This is a genomic window from Enterococcus sp. DIV2379, assembly GCF_050542965.1.
Classification (GTDB): Bacteria; Bacillota; Bacilli; order Lactobacillales; family Enterococcaceae; genus Enterococcus_D; species Enterococcus_D entomosocium.
The window spans coordinates 2,405,587-2,422,597 of sequence record NZ_CP172938.1 but is presented as its reverse complement, the minus strand read 5'-3'; the positions used below and the strand labels follow the sequence as shown (position 1 = coordinate 2,422,597).

The window sequence follows — 17,011 nt, the reverse complement described above, 5'->3', positions numbered from 1 at the left end:
AATGATGGTTTACGGAGGAATTGAAGCCGGCGGCACAAAAATGATTTGTGCCGTTGCCGATGAACAGCTGACGATCATCGCCCAAGAGTCGATCCCAACGACAACGCCAGAGGAAACGTTAGCGGCGATCTTTGCCTTTTTCGATCCCTACGATCTCGTGTCATTAGGGGTCGGTTCCTTTGGTCCGATCGGGATCGATCCAACCCAAGCGACCTATGGCCACATACTAGCCACGCCGAAACAGGGCTGGCAGCAGTTCGATTTTCTCGGTGCGTTGAAGAAGCGCTACCCAGAGACAGCATTTGCTTGGACAACAGATGTCAATGCTGCCGCTTATGGAGAATTACGCCAAGGAGCGGCACAAGGCAAAGACAGCTGTGTCTATTTGACGGTAGGGACCGGCATTGGCGCCGGGGTCGTTCGTGAAGGAAAGATTTTCGAAGGGATCGGTCATCCAGAAATCGGTCATACCTATGTCAAACGTCACAGTGAAGATATGTATGCTGGTACATGCCCGTATCACGGCGACTGTCTGGAAGGATTAGCCGCAGGTCCTTCTTTGGAAGGACGTACGGGGATCAAAGGACAAGACTTGCCGCAAGCGCACGAGATTTGGGGGTTGCAGGCCTTTTATCTAGGGCAAGCGCTGGTCAATATCACGTTAACTTTAGCACCTGAGATAATCATTTTAGGCGGTGGGGTCATGAATCAGCCGCATTTACTCGCTCAAATCCAACAAGCCTTCCTGAAACAAATGGCAGGCTATATGGAGACACCACCAGTGGAAGACTACATCGTCACTTGGGGCTTGCCGAACAAAAGTGGCATTATCGGCTGTCTCTTGTTAGGCAAAGAGCAGGTGACTGCCCATGACTAACCTGCATTTTCCTAAAGATTTTTGGTGGGGAGCCGCTGCCAGCGGTCCGCAAACTGAAGGACGAACGGCCGATGATGGCAAAGGCGATTCGATTTGGGACTATTGGTACGCAACGGAACCAGAACGCTTTTATCAAAAACGGGGACCCAAAGATACCGTCCAGCTGCTGCAGCGTTACCCAGAAGATGTAGCATTGATGAAAGAGATTGGCTTTAATTCTTTTCGAACCTCGATCCAGTGGAGTCGCTTGCTGCCAGAAGGAAGAGGAGCGGTCAATCAACAAGCGGTGGCGTTTTATCGCGAGTACTTCGCCACTTTGATCGAAAATGGCATCGAGCCTTTCATCAATTTGTATCATTTTGATATGCCGATGGCACTGCAAAAAGAAGGCGGCTGGCTCAATCGCGAGACTGTCACAGCATTTGCAGATTATGCCGCTTTGTGTTTTGAGTTGTTCGGTGATCAAGTCCGTCATTGGTTCACGCAAAATGAACCGATCGTGCCAGTGGAGATGGGGTATTTGTATCAACAGCATTACCCAGCAGAAATCAACTTGGCACATGCGGTGCAAGTCGGCTACCATGAAGCACTCGCCAGCGCTTTAGCGATCCAACGCTTCCGTCAGTCTCAGCAATCAGGCGAAATCGGCATCATCTTGAATTTGACACCGACCTATCCGAAAGATCCGAATGATGAAAAAGATGGCCAAGCGGCGCAACTGGCAGATGCCTTTTTCAACCGTTCCTTCTTAGATCCAGCGGTCAAAGGCACCTTTCCGGAAGAATTGATCACTGTCTTAAACGAGTTGGCGATCATGCCAGAAACCAGAGCAGAAGATTTGCAGATCATTAAAGAAAACACGGTCGATCTCTTGGGGGTCAACTATTATCAGCCGCGGCGGGTGCAGCAAAAGCGTTCTGCCAAAACAGCGGACACTCCAATGCCAGAAGATTACTTCGATGTTTATGATTGGCCAGAAAAGAAAATCAATCCCCATCGAGGCTGGGAGATTTATGAGCGAGGCATTTATGATACCTTGATCAACCTACGAGACAACTACGGCAATATCCCTTGTTATATTTCAGAAAACGGCATGGGAGTCGAAGATGAAACACGCTTTATCGATGCCAGCGGTCAGATCCAAGATGAGTACCGCATCACCTTTATCAAAGATCATTTGCGGTATGTTCACCAAGCAATCCAAGAAGGCAGCCGGTGCCGCGGGTATCACATGTGGACTTGCATGGATAATTGGTCATGGCTGAATGAATTCAAAAATCGTTACGGGTTTATTGCCGTTGATTTGGCTACCCAAAAACGCACCATCAAAAAGTCAGGTGAGTGGTTCCGCGAAGTGATTCAGCAAAACGGCTTTGTCGATTGATCCTTTGTAAAAAACAACTCAATGAAGCGTCCTATCTTGCAAAAGGTAGGACGTTTTTCTGGTTTTTAGAGAATAAAAACAAAATATAAACAAAGACCTTTAATTTGTTTCATTTTATCTTTAGTTTGTTCCTTATTTTTTAGGGATGAAAGCGTTATTCTAGTAGCATGAAGGAGATGATGAGATGTGAAGAAAAAGGGGTTTTGGAGGAATGTCTGGCAATACAAAGCGTTAATATTGATGGCTTTACCAGGTGTTGTCTGGTTTATCTTTTTTTTCTATATACCTGTATTCGCAAATGTGGTGGCGTTCAAAGATTTCCACATTTCACCAGACGGCTTTTTTGCCAGTTTGAAACAAAGCCCGTGGGTCGGCTTTGATAACTTTAAATTTTTATTTGCATCCAATGATGCTTGGCTGATCACTAGAAATACGTTACTCTACAATATCGTATTTTTAGCATTCAACCTATTCTTTGCGATTGCCTTTGCCATTATAATGAGTGAGCTACGCAATAAGCGTTTGGTAAAAGTTTATCACACGATGTCACTGTTGCCGTACTTCCTTTCTTGGGTGGTTATTTCGTACTTTGTCTATGCCTTTTTGAGTCCAGACAAAGGGATCATCAACCAATGGATCACGGGGATGGGCGGTGAAGGAATCAACTGGTATGCTGATCCGAAATGGTGGCCGTTTATTTTCGTCTTTATGAATGTCTGGAAGAGCTTAGGTTACAACAGCATCATCTATTATGCGTCAGTGGTCGGGATCGATCAAACGTATTACGAAGCCGCGATGGTCGATGGTGCCAGCAAATGGCAGCAGATTAAAAATGTGACGTTGCCACAACTGATTCCAATGATTTCCGTCTTGTTGATTTTGAACATCGGTGGGATCTTCCGTGCCGACTTCGGACTTTTCTATCAAGTCCCACGAAACTCTGGGGCGTTGTACCAAGTCACCTCCGTTTTAGATACGTACATTTATAATGGACTGACTGCCACAGGCGACTTCGGGATGACCGCAGCTGCCGGCCTTTATCAATCAGTTGTTGGGGCATTATTATTACTAACAGCGAATTTGGTTGTTCGTAAACTAGAACCAGATTCAGCATTATTCTAAGGAGGATGGATAAATGAAGAAAAAAGTAACGAAAGTCGAGATCCGCTCCTTTAACCCAACGGTCAACCTGATTTTTAATATCGTGATCGGTCTGTTCGCGATTTCCTGTGTCTTGCCGTTTCTCTTTGTGATCGCGATCTCATTGACCAGTGAAACCTCTTTGGCAGAAAACGGCTATCGCTTTTGGCCACAAGAATTTTCGTTCGCAGCATATACCTACCTGTTTAGCGGACAAATGAGCAGCAAAATTTTCCAAGCATTTGGCGTATCTATTTTTATCACTGTTTTTGGTACCTTCGTCAATGCAACGATGACTTCGCTATATGCCTATGTCATCTCTCGCTCAAATTTTCCATTCCGTCGGTTCTTTACGATCTTCGCTTTGATCACCATGTTATTTGCGCCAGGGATGGTTGCCAATTACTTAGTGATGGTCAACTTGATCCAATTGAAAGACACGATTTGGGCATTGATCTTACCCCTTGCCTTAGGGCCTTTTAATATCCTTGTTATGCGGACCTTCTTTAAAAAGACGGTACCAGATAGTATTATAGAATCTGCGCGGATCGACGGTGCCAGCGAAATGAAGATTTTTCTGTCCATCGTGTTGCCGTTAGCGGTTCCAGGGATCGCAACGATCAGTCTATTTGCCGCTCTTGGCTATTGGAACGACTGGTTCAATGCATTGTTGTATATTCAAAAAGACTCTTTAGTGCCGTTACAAGCACTTTTGATGCGGATTCAAAGCAACTTGGACTATCTAGCCAAAAGCTCCGGCATGGCTGCCCAGATCCAAGGCGGTTTGGCCGCTTTGCCAAGCGAAACTGCTCGCATGGCAATCGTTGTTGTTGCAACCTTACCGATTGCGATCACCTATCCATTCTTCCAACGGTATTTTGTCGGTGGTCTGACAATTGGTGGCGTCAAAGAATAATCAAATAAGTATAGGGAGGAAACAAAAATGAATTTGTGGAAAAAAACAGCTTTTGCTGGGATGGCCGCAGCGGCAACTTTGGGAATGGCTGCCTGTGGGTCGAACGGCGCAACATCCGATTCAGAGAACAATGCAGACGGCGTAACGACTTTATTGATGTATCAAGTCGGGGACAAGCCAGAAAACTTTGATCAATTAATGGAGATCGCTAATAAACGCATTGAAGAAAAAACCAACGCTCGCATCGATCTGCAGTACATCGGCTGGGGAGACTGGGATCAAAAAATGAGCACCATCATTTCATCGGGTGAAAACTACGATATTTCTTTTGCCTCAAACTATGTTGCCAATGCGCAAAAAGGCGCGTATGCAGATTTGACGGAGTTAGCACCAAAATATGCCAAAGAAGCGTATGATCAATTAGACGAATCTTATATCAAAGGCAATACGATCGACGGAAAATTATATGCCTTTCCAGTCAACGGCAATATTTATGCCCAACAAGTCTTGACCTTCAATAAACAATATTTAGACAAATATGATTTGGATATCAGCGGGATCGAATCTTATGCAGATGCCGAAGACGTGTTGAAGAAGTTCAAAGAAGAAGAACCAAACATCGCACCGTTTGCGATCGGACAAACCTTTAATGTTTCTGGAAACTATGATTATGTGATTGGGAAAGATTACCCATTTGCTGTCAAATTGGATGGCGATACAACGAAGATCATCAATCAATACGAAGATGATGAACAAATGGAAAACTTGAAATTGATGCACAAATGGTACAACGAAGGCTTGATCCCAACCGATGCAGCCACCAACACGACTGGCTACCCATTAGAAGGCAACACATGGTTCATGCGTGAAGAAACCCAAGGACCAATGGATTACGGTGATACGATCTTAAGCAATGCCGCAGGTCATGAATTGGTTTCACGTCCAATCACGAAACAATTAAAATCAACCGGACAAGCGCAAATGGCAAACTTTGTCGTAGCGAATGTTTCGAAAAACAAAGAAAAAGCAGTGGAAGTGTTGGGCTTGTTGAACAGCGATCCTGAATTGTTGAATGGATTGGTTTGGGGTGTCGAAGGTGAAGCATGGGAAAAAATCGAAGGCCAAGACAACAAAATCCGTCTCCTTGATGGCTACTTGCCAAATACCCGGATGGCTGCTTGGAACACTGGGAACAACATGATCCTTTACACACAAGAATCCATCACAGACGATATGATCAAAGAGCGTGATGAAAACATTGCTAACGCGGAAGCATCACCAATCTTAGGGTTCAACTTCAAGACTGATAATGTGAAAACAGAAATCACGAATATCGCCAATGTCATGAACCGTTACAAAGCAAGTTTAGCAACCGGAACGATCGATCCAGAAGAAAATGTTCCGAAACTAAACGAAGAATTAAAAACCGCTGGCTGGGAGAAGGTCCGCGATGAAATGCAAAAACAATTTGATGAGTACCGCGCAAGCCAAGAATAAGTAACAGGTGGTTCTCACAAATCAATAGATCAAGCAAGCCGGAGGCTAAACGCATCAGGACCAATGGTTCCCACGTCTAGCTTTTGGCTGCTTTTTCTTTTAAAGTAAATAGCAAAATCTTTGATAAAAAACGTTACTTTTGTTTTTAACGTTCAAACAGCAAGCATGTTGCATCTAAAACGTACATAGCATTAAAAGATTCTCAGGTAGCTTGAGTAGGAAGCTGGAATCATGCTACATTTTCGGTAGGGAACAAATAAGGGAGGAATTTTAAATGGAAGAAACAGCAAATAGCGGGTTGGTCAAGGGCTTTCGCTTGATTTGGGCGATCGTGAAGTTGAATTTGTTTTTTGTCGTATTGACGCTTGCCGGTGGTGGAATCTTAGGGATCGGTCCAGCGTTTCATATCATCAGTGCTTTGATCCACGAAGATGGACTGAACTATGAGAATCAAAGCTTTCGTAGGGCATGGCGCATTTGGCGCAACGTCTTTGTCAAGGCCAACAAGCAGTTTTATCTGTTTTTCCTACTGACAGGGTTCTTAGTGTATAACTTGTATTTAGCTACCCAGATCCAAGGATTGATTTGGCTGATGATCTCTTTTGTTTTAGTTGTTGTCAGTGGATTGAGTGTTTTACTGTACCTGTTAAGTGTGGTTTTTGACACGTCTTATGAGATTTCCTTGTGGAATAACCTGAAATTGTCCTTTGTGTGTCTGTTTCTTCATATGGCGACCTTTCTAAAATTACTGGTTGGGATCGCTAGTATTCTAGTTTTTACTTGGATGATGAAAGGGCTCTTGCTCTTTGGAACCTTCAGCTTACTGATTTTATGGTGCCATGTGGCGATCAGCCAGGAAAAAAACGTCATTGATCGGGATTTGGCACATGACTAAGTGGCGTTTTCGTTTGTTCAAACATGATTTTTTGATCAATCAGTTGATGCAGCTGTACAGTGTGCTCTTGGTGATCATCTCCATCATTATTATGCTGGTCCTGACCGCTTATACCGGAGCGGATCGTTTTACTACGAGTGAACGTTTAGTGGAGAGCACAAGCATGCAGCTGGATGCTTATGTACAAGACCAAAATACCGTTGTTTCAACGGTACTTGGCGAATTTACTAGTTCAGATACCGCCTTTGAATCATTACGCAACTATTTGCAGCTTTCATTGCCAGATTATTTTTCCTATAGTAATGATATTTTTCGCCAGACGGGACAAAGTGTTTACTTACCAAATATTCTCTATCGTTTGATTCGTAATCATCCTAGTATCGAAGAGATCATCATTCAATTGGATGAAAGCAATGAGACACTAGTGGCAACGCCGGATACACCTTACGGAGAAAAACACAGCGGCAAACAGATTGATTTAAAAAATCGTCTGTTTTTTGTTCGTTCGATCGCCCAACCAAGTAATTATGCCCAGCCCTTAGGCCAAGTCTACGTGATCTTTCGTTCAGACGATGTTTTAGCCAATCGACAAGAAGACAACCAAATTCATGGAATCAACAGTTTTTTGTATACCTCAAATGGTCAGCGGCTGTACAAGGATGCCACGAACCTCAGCAAGGAAACTTTAGCCAAAATTGATCAGGCGGTTGCTCACGGAACCATTCACGACACTCTTTCGAAAGACTTTTATATCAAAAAACAAACCACTGTCAGCGGAGAAGTGTCCCTGGTTTTGTTGTCAAAAAGAGTGATCTGGCGTGATATTTTTTCTAGTGCCATCTGGATCTTTAGTTTCGGGATCGGGATTCTCTTATTAGTCCTATGGGTGCTTCATCGCACCTTTAAGCGCTATACATCGCAAGTACAGCAGATCGTCTATGCGACGAAAGAAGTCAGCCAAGGGAATTTTGACAAACGGATCGATACCGCCAATGTCCAACAAGAGCTGAAAGAAATCGCAGAAGCCATCAATCAAATGACCTACAGTATCAACGAGTACATCAAAGATATTTACACGCTAGAGATCAAACAACGGGATGCCGACATGCGGGCGCTGCAAGCCCAGATCAATCCGCATTTTCTCTATAACACATTAGAATACATTCGAATGTATGCCTTGAGCCGCAACCAAGAAGAGCTGGCGGATGTCGTCTATGCTTTTTCGGCCCTATTACGGAACAACACGACGCAAGAAAAGACGAAGACCTTAAAAGAAGAAATCGATTTTTGTGAAAAATATGTCTACTTGTTTCAGATGCGCTACCCAGATAAGATCGCCTATCATGTAACCATCGATCCGGCATTAGAACAGTTGGAATTGCCGAAGTTCACACTGCAGCCACTTGTCGAAAACTATTTTGTTCACGGCATCGATTATCAGCGCAATGATAACGCCATCAGTATCAAAGCTTATAAAGAAGCCGGTCAAATCGTGATTGAAGTCAAAGACAACGGCAAAGGCGCAGATCCGCAGCAGTTAGGAATGATTCATGAAGAATTGCAAAATCAGGAGATCGGAGCCCAAACCTCAATCGGGATCAAAAATGTTCACGAACGGTTGCGGGGCATGTTCAATGGCGCTTATCAAATGGACGTTACGTCTCAAGCAGCCGCTGGGTTTACGGTCAAGATCCGTCTAGATGAAAACAATTTGCAAAGGGGGCATGAGGCAGATGTATAAAGCAATGTTCGTTGATGATGAATATATGATCTTGCAAGGGCTGCAAATGATCTTGCCTTGGCAAGAGCTGGGCTTTGAGGTGGTGCATACAGCGAAAAGTGCTAGTGAGGCCCTAGAGTATCTACAAGAACATTCCGTTGATTTGCTGATCACGGATATTCGGATGCCAGAAATGAACGGCATCGATATGATCCGCCAAGCGCAAGCGTTTGGGAATCGATTTTTTTCGATCATTCTATCTGGTTATCAAGAGTTTGCCTTTGTCAAACAAGGCATGGCGTTAGGTGTGCGTAATTATCTAGTCAAACCTGTTAACAAAGAAGAACTGCGTAGCAGTGTTCAAGCGATTGCAGCTGAGTTAGAGGAGCAGCAAAAACTGTTGGCAGAAAAAGAACTTTATCAAGAATCAAGCCTGCTGCTTTGGTTGAATGATGAATTGAACGAAAGCGAGTACCTCCATTTGCTGGCGCAGCAGAGGGTGCCGCTAGCAGCACCCTTTACCGTTTTGCAGTTCAATGGGACTGCCGAGATCTTACAAAAAATCACGACGTTTTTTCAGCAACACGATCAGCCATTGATCTTACCAGGGCGATTAGATGAAAACCAAGTGATCATTACCGCAGCCGGACCAAGACAACAAATCAACGCTGTCTTAAAAGCATTAGCCCAGCAACTTAATAGTAAAGACTGGCAGTTGATCATGAGCGAAACCATCAACGAGTGGGAGAATTTGTATAAAGCCTATGAGAAAATCAAGCAAGTTCAATCGCTGCAAGCCTTCTATCCAGATCTGTTTTTACAAGAACAGACGATCCACGTGGATATATTAGAGCGAAACGAAGAACTACCGTTTCTATCTTTTAACAAAGCGCTGACCATCGGGGATGTTAAAACGATCCAACATGAGCTAGATAAAATGTTCGCTATTTTGGAACAAACCCAAGCAGACCCTGAACATGTTCGCTATGTTTCTTTTTTGTTGTTCAATGATATTTATCGGCAACTGCCGGTGCTTTCCCAAGAAAACCATGAGCAGATTTTGGCACGGATTCGCGAGTCCAATACATTGGCAGATTTGCGGCAACTTTTTGATGATGTGTTGGAGCTGGCCAAATCGCAGCCGCCGCAAAAACGTTATTCAGAGATCGTTCAAAAGACGATCCAGCTGATTGAAGAAGGCTACACCCATGATTTGACGGTCAAATCAGCGGCAGAAGAACTGCACGTTAGCGTTGTTTATTTGGGGCAACTTTTTAAGAAAGAAACGGAAATGAGCTTTAATCAGTACGTCAATCTGGTGCGCATCAAGCAAGCCCAACAGCTGCTGCTTCATTCGAAAGCCACGATCAGTGAGATCGGCGATCGTATTGGTTACAACAATACCAACTATTTTTCGAAGATGTTTAAGAAGTTAAATGGCTTGACCCCCAAAGAGTTTCGCGATACCTATGAACAGCATTATGAATCCCTTGATTGAATTTAGATTTCTTCAAAAAAAATCCGGTTTTTGTGATTAAATGATAGTAATTGTGACGCTTTCACGGTAAACTAAGAGAGGAAAAATAAAGAAGAGAGCGTGATGTTGTGAAAGAAACCAAAAAATTTGCACAAGTTTTGATAGGTACCGGGCTGATTGCGTTAGCCATATCCTTATTGATCACTGCCCATCAAGGATATGATACGATCAGTACGTTTTTGTTAGGAATTTTGAATTTTATCGATGTCCCTTTTTGGATAGCCAGTTTGTGTTTTAACATTGTTGTTTTGTTGATCGTTGCAGTCTTTGATCGTGCCGAATTAGGCATTGGCAGTTTTATCAACGGGATCGGCTTAGGCTTGTTGATTGGGATCTTTGAACCAGTGATGGACAAAGTATCAATTCATTTGCCTTTCTACCCATGGATTGCTATTTTCGCTGCACCGATCTTATTTGGCATCGGCGCCGGCATTTACGTTTCTTCCAACAAAGGGTCGGCCGCACTTGAAGCCTTGACTGCCTTGATCTACAAACGAAGCAAATTGACCCAAAAAACGATCCGTATCGGATTGGATGCTGCGATGGTCTTGATCGGTTTTGCGTTAGGCGCCAGTGTGGGGTTAGGTACTCTCTTGTGTATCGTCTTTATTGGCCCAATCTTTGAAGCCACCATGAAAACCATCGCTGCCCGGAGGAAAAACGCCTAGCCTTGAGAATAAGTCGGAAAAAGCTGTCTGTGAGGGCAGCTTTTTTGCTGCTTCTATTTAAGGAAATCATCTGAAGAAAGAGGAATCCTGATTTCCTTAAGATTCTCTGGGTAAAAAAAGTGTTTTCTCCATGGTTCCCGACTGATTGGACTTGGTATACTGATAAGACGAGCAAAGGAGAAGTGAAAATGAAAAGTTATCGTTCGACGATTGCGGCTTGCTTTGTAGGGTACATCGTTCAAGCCGTGATCAATAATTTTGCCCCCTTATTATTTTTGACCTTTCAAAGCCAATACCAGCTACCAATCAGCCAGATAACTTTGTTGGTCAGTTTTAACTTTTTGACTCAGTTAGCCGTCGATTTTGCAGCAATCTTTTTTGTAGACCGTATCGGCTATCGTATTTCGATCGTAGCGGCGCATTTTTTTGCAGCGATCGGCTTGATTGGTTTAGCCATTTTTCCCTTATGGTTTCCGACCCCGTTTAGTGGATTATTAGCAGCGGTTTTGTTGTATGCCATTGGCGGTGGCTTGCTGGAAGTTTTAGTCAGTCCCATCGTTGAAGCCTGTCCAACGGAACATAAGGAAAAAACGATGAGCATGCTGCACTCGTTTTATTGCTGGGGGTACGTGGGGGTCGTTTTGTTCTCAACGGCGTTCTTCATGGTGTTCGGTATTCAACAGTGGCCGATTTTAGCGATCGTCTGGGCGCTGATCCCGTTGGTCAATTTGTTTTTCTTTACCAAAGTCCCGTTGGCGCCAATCGTTGCCGAAGGAGAACGAGGGTTGACCACTCGGCAGCTCTTTTCCTTGAAAAGCTTTTGGCTGTTTCTGGTGATGATGGTCTGTGCTGGAGCCAGCGAACAAGCAGTCAGCCAATGGGCATCGACCTTTGCTGAACAGGGCTTAGGTGTTAGTAAGACACTAGGCGATTTGGCAGGACCGATGGTTTTTGCCTTGATGATGGGGATCTCCCGCTTGCTTTACGGCAAATTTGGAGAACGAATCGATTTGAAACGCTTTATGTTTTTGAGTGTTTTGCTTTGCCTACTGGCGTATATGATGATCGGCTTTGCTTCATTGCCATTGATCGGGTTCCTTGGCTGCGGCTTAAGCGGTTTTGCCGTAGGGATCATGTGGCCGGGGGTCTTTAGTCTTTCTGCGCAATACATTCGCAACGGCGGGACGGCGCTATTTGCTTATTTGGCATTAGCGGGAGATCTAGGATGTTCAATCGGACCCGCTGTCGTCGGTAGCATCGTCGAATGGACGGGACAACAGCTGCAGGTTGGGATTTTAGGTGCGATCATTTTCCCGATCATCTTGCTGGCAGGAATTTATTTGGTTCAACAAATGCACAAAAAACGACAGCTTCCGTTGCTGGTTTTTCAAGAATCCACAAAAGAATAAAAAAATTTTGGAGCAAATGCCGTCTTTTCATGGTATTTGCTTTTTGTTTTCTGAAATTCCTCTAGTCAAGATAGTTTCTATCCGCTATACTTTGACTTATTCATTTAAAAAGGAAGTGATGTTGTGAAAAGTCAATTGAAAAAAGAAATCAGTTTTTTTGGGGCATTATCGACAGTAATGGGAACGGTGATTGGCGCCGGCGTGTTTTTCAAAGCAGCGGCTGTGGTCCAGCAGACCCAATCGACTGGATTGACCTTGTTGGTTTGGCTGCTTGCCGGCTTTCTAACGATTTGCGGCGGCTTGACCGTGGCAGAGTTAGCGACGGCGATTCCTGAGACCGGCGGACCTATTCGATATATCGAAAGAATTTATGGGAAATTACCCTCCTTTTTATTAGGCTGGGCACAAAGTATCATTTACTTTCCAGCGAACGTGGCGGCTTTAAGTATTATTTTCGCAACACAATGTTTGAACTTATTTCATCTACCTAGCAATTATTTGCTTCCTTTATCGATTTTGACCGGAACGAGTGTGACCTTGATTAATCTTTTGGGAACAAAAGCTGCAGCTCAAGTCCAGTCCGTCACCTTAGCAGTCAAGCTGATTCCGATTGCGGTGATTATCGTGGCTGGCCTGATGACACCAGGGCAAGTATCGGTCTCATTGGTGGATTTTTCTTCCAATACTCAAGGCTCCCTTGCAGCTGGTATCAGTAGTGCCCTCTTAGCAACCCTTTTTGCTTATGATGGCTGGATGGGGGTCGGCAATGTCGCTGGAGAAATGAAGCGACCCGAAAAAGATTTGCCTAAAGCCATCATCTTTGGGTTGAGTTTTGTCACCTTGGTGTACGTGTTGATCAATGTTGCGTTTTTAAAAACATTGCCGATCGATCAAATCGCTGGTAATTTGAACAGTGCCTCAGAAACTGCGATGGCCTTGTTCGGCAGTTTTGGCGGAAAACTGGTCACGATCGGTATCTTGATCTCTGTTTATGGCGCATTGAACGGCTATACAATGACTGGCTTGCGGGTCCCATATGCGATGGCGTTGGAAGATGAGATTCCTCTCAGTAAGACCTTTGCGACCCTAAGCAAAACCACCAATGCACCCTATGCGGCGGCCTTTTTACAATTAGGGATCGCTTGTATCATGATGCTTTTAGGCACCTTTGATCTTTTGACCGATATGCTGGTTTTTGTTATGTGGTTCTTTAGTGTATTATTGTTTGTAGGAGTTTTTCGTTTGCGAAAAACAGAACCGCAGATGAAGCGTCCGTATAAAGTTCCCTTCTATCCAATCATTCCCTTGGTTGCGATTTTAGGCGGCTGTTTTATCTTGATCATGACCTTGATCACTGACACGTGGTTAGCAGTCGTGGGAATCGGCGTGACGTTACTAGGAATTCCCGTTTTTTATGGAAAAGCAAAAGGAAAAGCGAGAGGGGCGAAAGAATGAAGATCGTTGTACTTGATGGCTATGCGTTGAATCCAGGGGATTTGGCTTGGCAAGGGTTTGAAGAATTAGGAGAGGTGACGGTGTATGATCGTACCTCATATACAGATAAACAAGAAATTATTGAGCGAATCGGTGATGCCGAAGCGATTTTAACAAATAAAACGCCGATCACCGCTGATGTGCTCAAAGCATGTCCGCAATTGACCTACATTGGGGTATTAGCAACTGGATACAATGTCGTTGATTTGGCAGCAGCGAAAGAACAAGGAATCACCGTGACCAATATTCCTAGCTACAGTACCAATGCAGTGGCACAAGCGACCTTTGCTTTGCTGCTGGAAGTGACGAATCAAGTGGGACACCATAATCGTTCCGTGCATCAGGGCGACTGGCAAACTAGCAAAGATTTTTCTTATTGGCAGACACCGTTGATGGAATTGGCAGGCAAAACGATTGGGCTGATTGGATATGGTGCGATCGCTCAAGCAGTTGCCACGATCGCACATGCGTTTCAATTGAAAGTAATCTACTTTAATCATCGACCAAAACCAGCACAAGCGGATTGGGCAAAACAAGTTTCGCTGGCGGAACTGTATCAAGAAGCAGATATCATTAGCCTTCATGTTCCACAGTTTCCTGAGACAGAAAAAATGATCGATCGCACAGCATTGGCACAAATGAAATCTTCTGCGATCCTGATCAATACCGCCCGTGGCGGCTTGATCGATGAAGCGGCAGTTGCTGAAGCGCTGAAAACCGGGCAGATCGCAGCCTTGGCGGCAGATGTCGTCTCGAAAGAACCGATTGCAGCGGACAATCCCTTGTTGCAAGCACCAAATTGCTATTTGACGCCGCATATCGCTTGGGCGCCAGTCGAAACCCGACGTCGTTTGATGGGGATCGCTGTGGCGAACTTAAGCGGCTTTAAAGCAGGTACAGCGCAAAATGTCGTGTAAGCAAAACGAGCAATTAAAAGGACTTTGACAAAGCAGGCGACTAGCAAAGCAGTTAGTCTCGCCAACACAGTAACCATTTCGACCAGTCAGCCAGCCTCACAAGGTGATTGGTCGTAGGACTGGTGGTTTGTCTAAGTCTTTTTTTGCTGAAAAAGAAAGGAGACGGTCTTGAAAAAGTATTATTATCTAGCGGCCTTTGTTAGCTTGCTGGTCTTGAGCTGGCTGATCCAAACCCAAAGCAGTCGCTTTTATACACAGCCGATCATAGAAGTACAAACGGTTCAAGTCACCGCCGACCAGCAGCAGATTCAAGGGATCCTTCGCAACGGAGAAGAAGCTGGGGCACTGCGGACAGTCACTACGCAATACACCCCCAACGGTGCGATTCATCCGTTGTATCAGAACGGACAACAGCTGCTTTTGCAAAAAGAAGGGGATGGCTGGCAGGTACAAGCACAAAAACGGGATGGGTATCTCTTTTTCTTCTTTGCCTTATTCCTGATGGCAGTAGTCGCAATTGGTGGCAAAAAGGGCTTACGGGCTTTGCTTAGTATCTTTGTGAATACTGGCTTGCTGCTCCTTTTTCTTTGGTTTCACAAAGGCAACAGCTCCTTTTCATTGGTCTTTTTGATGATCGTTTTTACGATCGTCTCGTTGGTTTTGACGATGGGGATTTCCTATGGCTTTCGTACGATCGACAGCCGCAAAATCATTGCCTCGTTAGCCAGCGTCCTCTTGGCGTTTTTTCTCTGTCGGTTCGCCATGGATCTTTTGCAAGATCATGGGTTGCGCTATGAAGAAATGTCGTTTCTGACCCGTCCGTATCGCAGTGTCTATCTAGGGAGTCTGCTGATTGGCGCGATTGGTGCCAGCATGGACAATATCGTCATGCTGATTGCCAGTTTAGATGAGATCCAACGCATCAATCCCCAGACGAGCCGCAAGGAACGATTAGCGATCGGTCGGTCCATCGCGCAAGATACGACTTCTTCGATGATCAATGTCTTGTTGTTTGCCTATTTAAGTGGGAGTATGCCAGCGCTATTGTTTTACCTAGCCAATGGCTGGCTGCTTTCGCAAGCATTGCCGATGCATCTTTCTTTAGAAATAGTGCGTACAGTATGCGGCGGCTTTGCGTTGGTTTTATCGGTACCGTTGACGCTTCTATGTTTTGAAGTGCATAGGAGGAAAGCAAAATGACTGTTTTGTTTGTGTTGATCTTGCTTTTTCTCTTGCTGACTTTCGCTGTTTTTCGGATCGAAGGGCTGTTTCAAGTCACTGGTCTGTTTATGAATGTGGCTGTCTTTCTAGCGCTTCTGGTCCTGATTGACCGAGGGGCACCGATCATACCAGCGGCTTGTGTTGCCTTTTTAGCCGTGGCGGCGATCACCTTGTTTTTCGTGAATGGCGTCAATCAGAAAACCAAAATTGCCTTTGTCTGTGTGTTGGTCTTTCTAGGGCTTTTTCTACTATTATTTCCTCTTGTGCTCTCTGCAATGAATCTTCATGGGTTTTCGGCAGAGGAACTGGATGAGTTGGCGATGTATTCCTTTGATGTAGCTATCGATTTTAAGACATTGATGACTGTGATCATTTTGATGAGTTTTTCGGGGGCGGTGGCAGATGGGAGTATGGCGATCAGCACTGCAACCTATGAACTTTTTCAAGCAAACCCGCAAGTCTCAATCAAGGCATTAAGTAAAAGTAGTATGACAGTGGTATCAGACGTATTGTCTTCGACGATCAATACCTTATTGTTTGCCTTTATGGGAAGTAATCTGGCGTTGATTGCGTGGTTTCAAGATTTGTCGATCTCCTTTGGTGAAATGATCAATTCAAAGGCGTTCGTCTCAGAATTGATCGTTTGTTTGATCACGGGGCTGGCAGCGGTGATTATTTTACCCATCACCGCATGGGCAGCAAGTTGGTATTTTTTGAAAAGAAACCGAATGGAATAGGAAGGAGCGCAACCACCATGGAACCACTAATTGAAACTAAGCGATTAGTGCTGCGAGAAATGAGTCATGACGATCGACCAGCGATTGAAAAGATTTTGCAAGATCCAGAAGTTATGATTGCCTATGAAGGACCCTTCAGTGAGCAAGAAGTCACTGGTTGGATCGACAAACAGCTGCAACACTATCAAAACGATCACATTGGCTTGTGGCTAGTGATTGAGAAAGCATCCGGGCAAGCGATCGGTCAATGCGGGTTGACATGGCAAGACGTCAAGGGAGAAGCCGTTTTAGAAATTGGGTACTTGTTTCAAAAGAACTTCTGGCATCATGGGTTTGCCACAGAAGCCGCCCAGGCCTGTAAAGACTATGCGTTTGCAACGCTGAATGCCGCCATTGTTTATTCGATCATTCGTGAGACCAATCAAGCCTCCATAAATGTGGCATTGCGCAATGGAATGAAGCTGGTGGATCGCTTTGTTAAACACTATCGACAAGTGGACATGCCGCATCTTGTGTATGCTGTGGCGAAAGAGATGTGAAAAACGAAAGAATGCTTTTTTCGATTTAGACAATGAAATGCCCCTAGGAAGTTAGCTTTT

The 17,011-nt window shown here is 44.6% G+C and carries 15 protein-coding genes; all 15 read left to right on the top strand.

Annotated features, from left to right (window positions below; genetic code table 11):
- Position 1: 1 nt before the first annotated feature.
- The 15 genes from IGI92_RS11140 (at position 2) to IGI92_RS11070 (ending at position 16,951) form a co-directional block, all read left to right on the top strand.
- On the top strand, positions 2 to 877 hold the full coding sequence (locus tag IGI92_RS11140; protein ID WP_005234751.1) for an ROK family protein: 876 nt from the start codon (positions 2 to 4) through the stop codon (positions 875 to 877).
- Entirely contained in the window at positions 870 to 2,261 is a 1,392-nt protein-coding gene (locus IGI92_RS11135; protein WP_016613579.1) for a glycoside hydrolase family 1 protein, read from the top strand. The genes IGI92_RS11140 and IGI92_RS11135 overlap by 8 nt, the downstream gene beginning before the upstream one ends.
- A gap of 240 nt (positions 2,262 to 2,501) precedes the next feature.
- The gene (locus tag IGI92_RS11130) at positions 2,502 to 3,383 is read left to right on the top strand and encodes an ABC transporter permease (protein ID WP_086294872.1); all 882 of its coding nucleotides are present in this window, start codon (positions 2,502 to 2,504) and stop codon (positions 3,381 to 3,383) included.
- Positions 3,384 to 3,396: 13 nt separating this feature from the next.
- Complete coding sequence (locus IGI92_RS11125; RefSeq protein ID WP_005225516.1) at positions 3,397 to 4,317, top strand: carbohydrate ABC transporter permease; 921 nt, start codon at positions 3,397 to 3,399, stop codon at positions 4,315 to 4,317.
- Between the two features lie 27 nt (positions 4,318 to 4,344).
- On the top strand, positions 4,345 to 5,814 hold the full coding sequence (locus tag IGI92_RS11120; RefSeq protein ID WP_016613578.1) for an ABC transporter substrate-binding protein: 1,470 nt from the start codon (positions 4,345 to 4,347) through the stop codon (positions 5,812 to 5,814).
- A 274-nt stretch (positions 5,815 to 6,088) separates the two neighbouring features.
- Positions 6,089 to 6,709: a DUF624 domain-containing protein gene (locus IGI92_RS11115; protein ID WP_430607048.1), complete on the top strand. Its 621-nt coding sequence runs from the start codon at positions 6,089 to 6,091 to the stop codon at positions 6,707 to 6,709.
- Entirely contained in the window at positions 6,702 to 8,450 is a 1,749-nt protein-coding gene (locus IGI92_RS11110) for a sensor histidine kinase (RefSeq protein ID WP_430607046.1), read from the top strand. The genes IGI92_RS11115 and IGI92_RS11110 overlap by 8 nt, the downstream gene beginning before the upstream one ends.
- The gene (locus IGI92_RS11105; protein WP_086373171.1) at positions 8,443 to 9,927 is read left to right on the top strand and encodes a response regulator transcription factor; all 1,485 of its coding nucleotides are present in this window, start codon (positions 8,443 to 8,445) and stop codon (positions 9,925 to 9,927) included. Before IGI92_RS11110 ends, IGI92_RS11105 begins: the two co-directional genes overlap by 8 nt.
- A 107-nt stretch (positions 9,928 to 10,034) precedes the next feature.
- Entirely contained in the window at positions 10,035 to 10,634 is a 600-nt protein-coding gene (locus tag IGI92_RS11100; protein ID WP_005234774.1) for a YczE/YyaS/YitT family protein, read from the top strand.
- 188 nt (positions 10,635 to 10,822) lie between these two features.
- Entirely contained in the window at positions 10,823 to 12,043 is a 1,221-nt protein-coding gene (locus tag IGI92_RS11095; RefSeq protein WP_042890478.1) for an MFS transporter, read from the top strand.
- A gap of 123 nt (positions 12,044 to 12,166) precedes the next feature.
- Positions 12,167 to 13,498, top strand: coding sequence for an APC family permease (locus IGI92_RS11090; protein ID WP_430607043.1), 1,332 nt, complete (start codon positions 12,167 to 12,169; stop codon positions 13,496 to 13,498).
- Positions 13,495 to 14,454 (top strand): D-2-hydroxyacid dehydrogenase, encoded by a 960-nt coding sequence (locus IGI92_RS11085; RefSeq protein WP_086316390.1) that lies wholly within the window; start codon positions 13,495 to 13,497, stop codon positions 14,452 to 14,454. The genes IGI92_RS11090 and IGI92_RS11085 overlap by 4 nt, the downstream gene beginning before the upstream one ends.
- Before the next feature lie 168 nt (positions 14,455 to 14,622).
- Positions 14,623 to 15,654, top strand: coding sequence for a YibE/F family protein (locus tag IGI92_RS11080; RefSeq protein ID WP_430607041.1), 1,032 nt, complete (start codon positions 14,623 to 14,625; stop codon positions 15,652 to 15,654).
- The gene (locus IGI92_RS11075) at positions 15,651 to 16,412 is read left to right on the top strand and encodes a YibE/F family protein (RefSeq protein ID WP_016621571.1); all 762 of its coding nucleotides are present in this window, start codon (positions 15,651 to 15,653) and stop codon (positions 16,410 to 16,412) included. Before IGI92_RS11080 ends, IGI92_RS11075 begins: the two co-directional genes overlap by 4 nt.
- Before the next feature lie 17 nt (positions 16,413 to 16,429).
- A complete protein-coding gene (locus IGI92_RS11070) occupies positions 16,430 to 16,951 on the top strand; it encodes a GNAT family N-acetyltransferase (protein WP_074535022.1) in 522 nt (173 codons plus the stop codon).
- Positions 16,952 to 17,011: the final 60 nt, after the last annotated feature.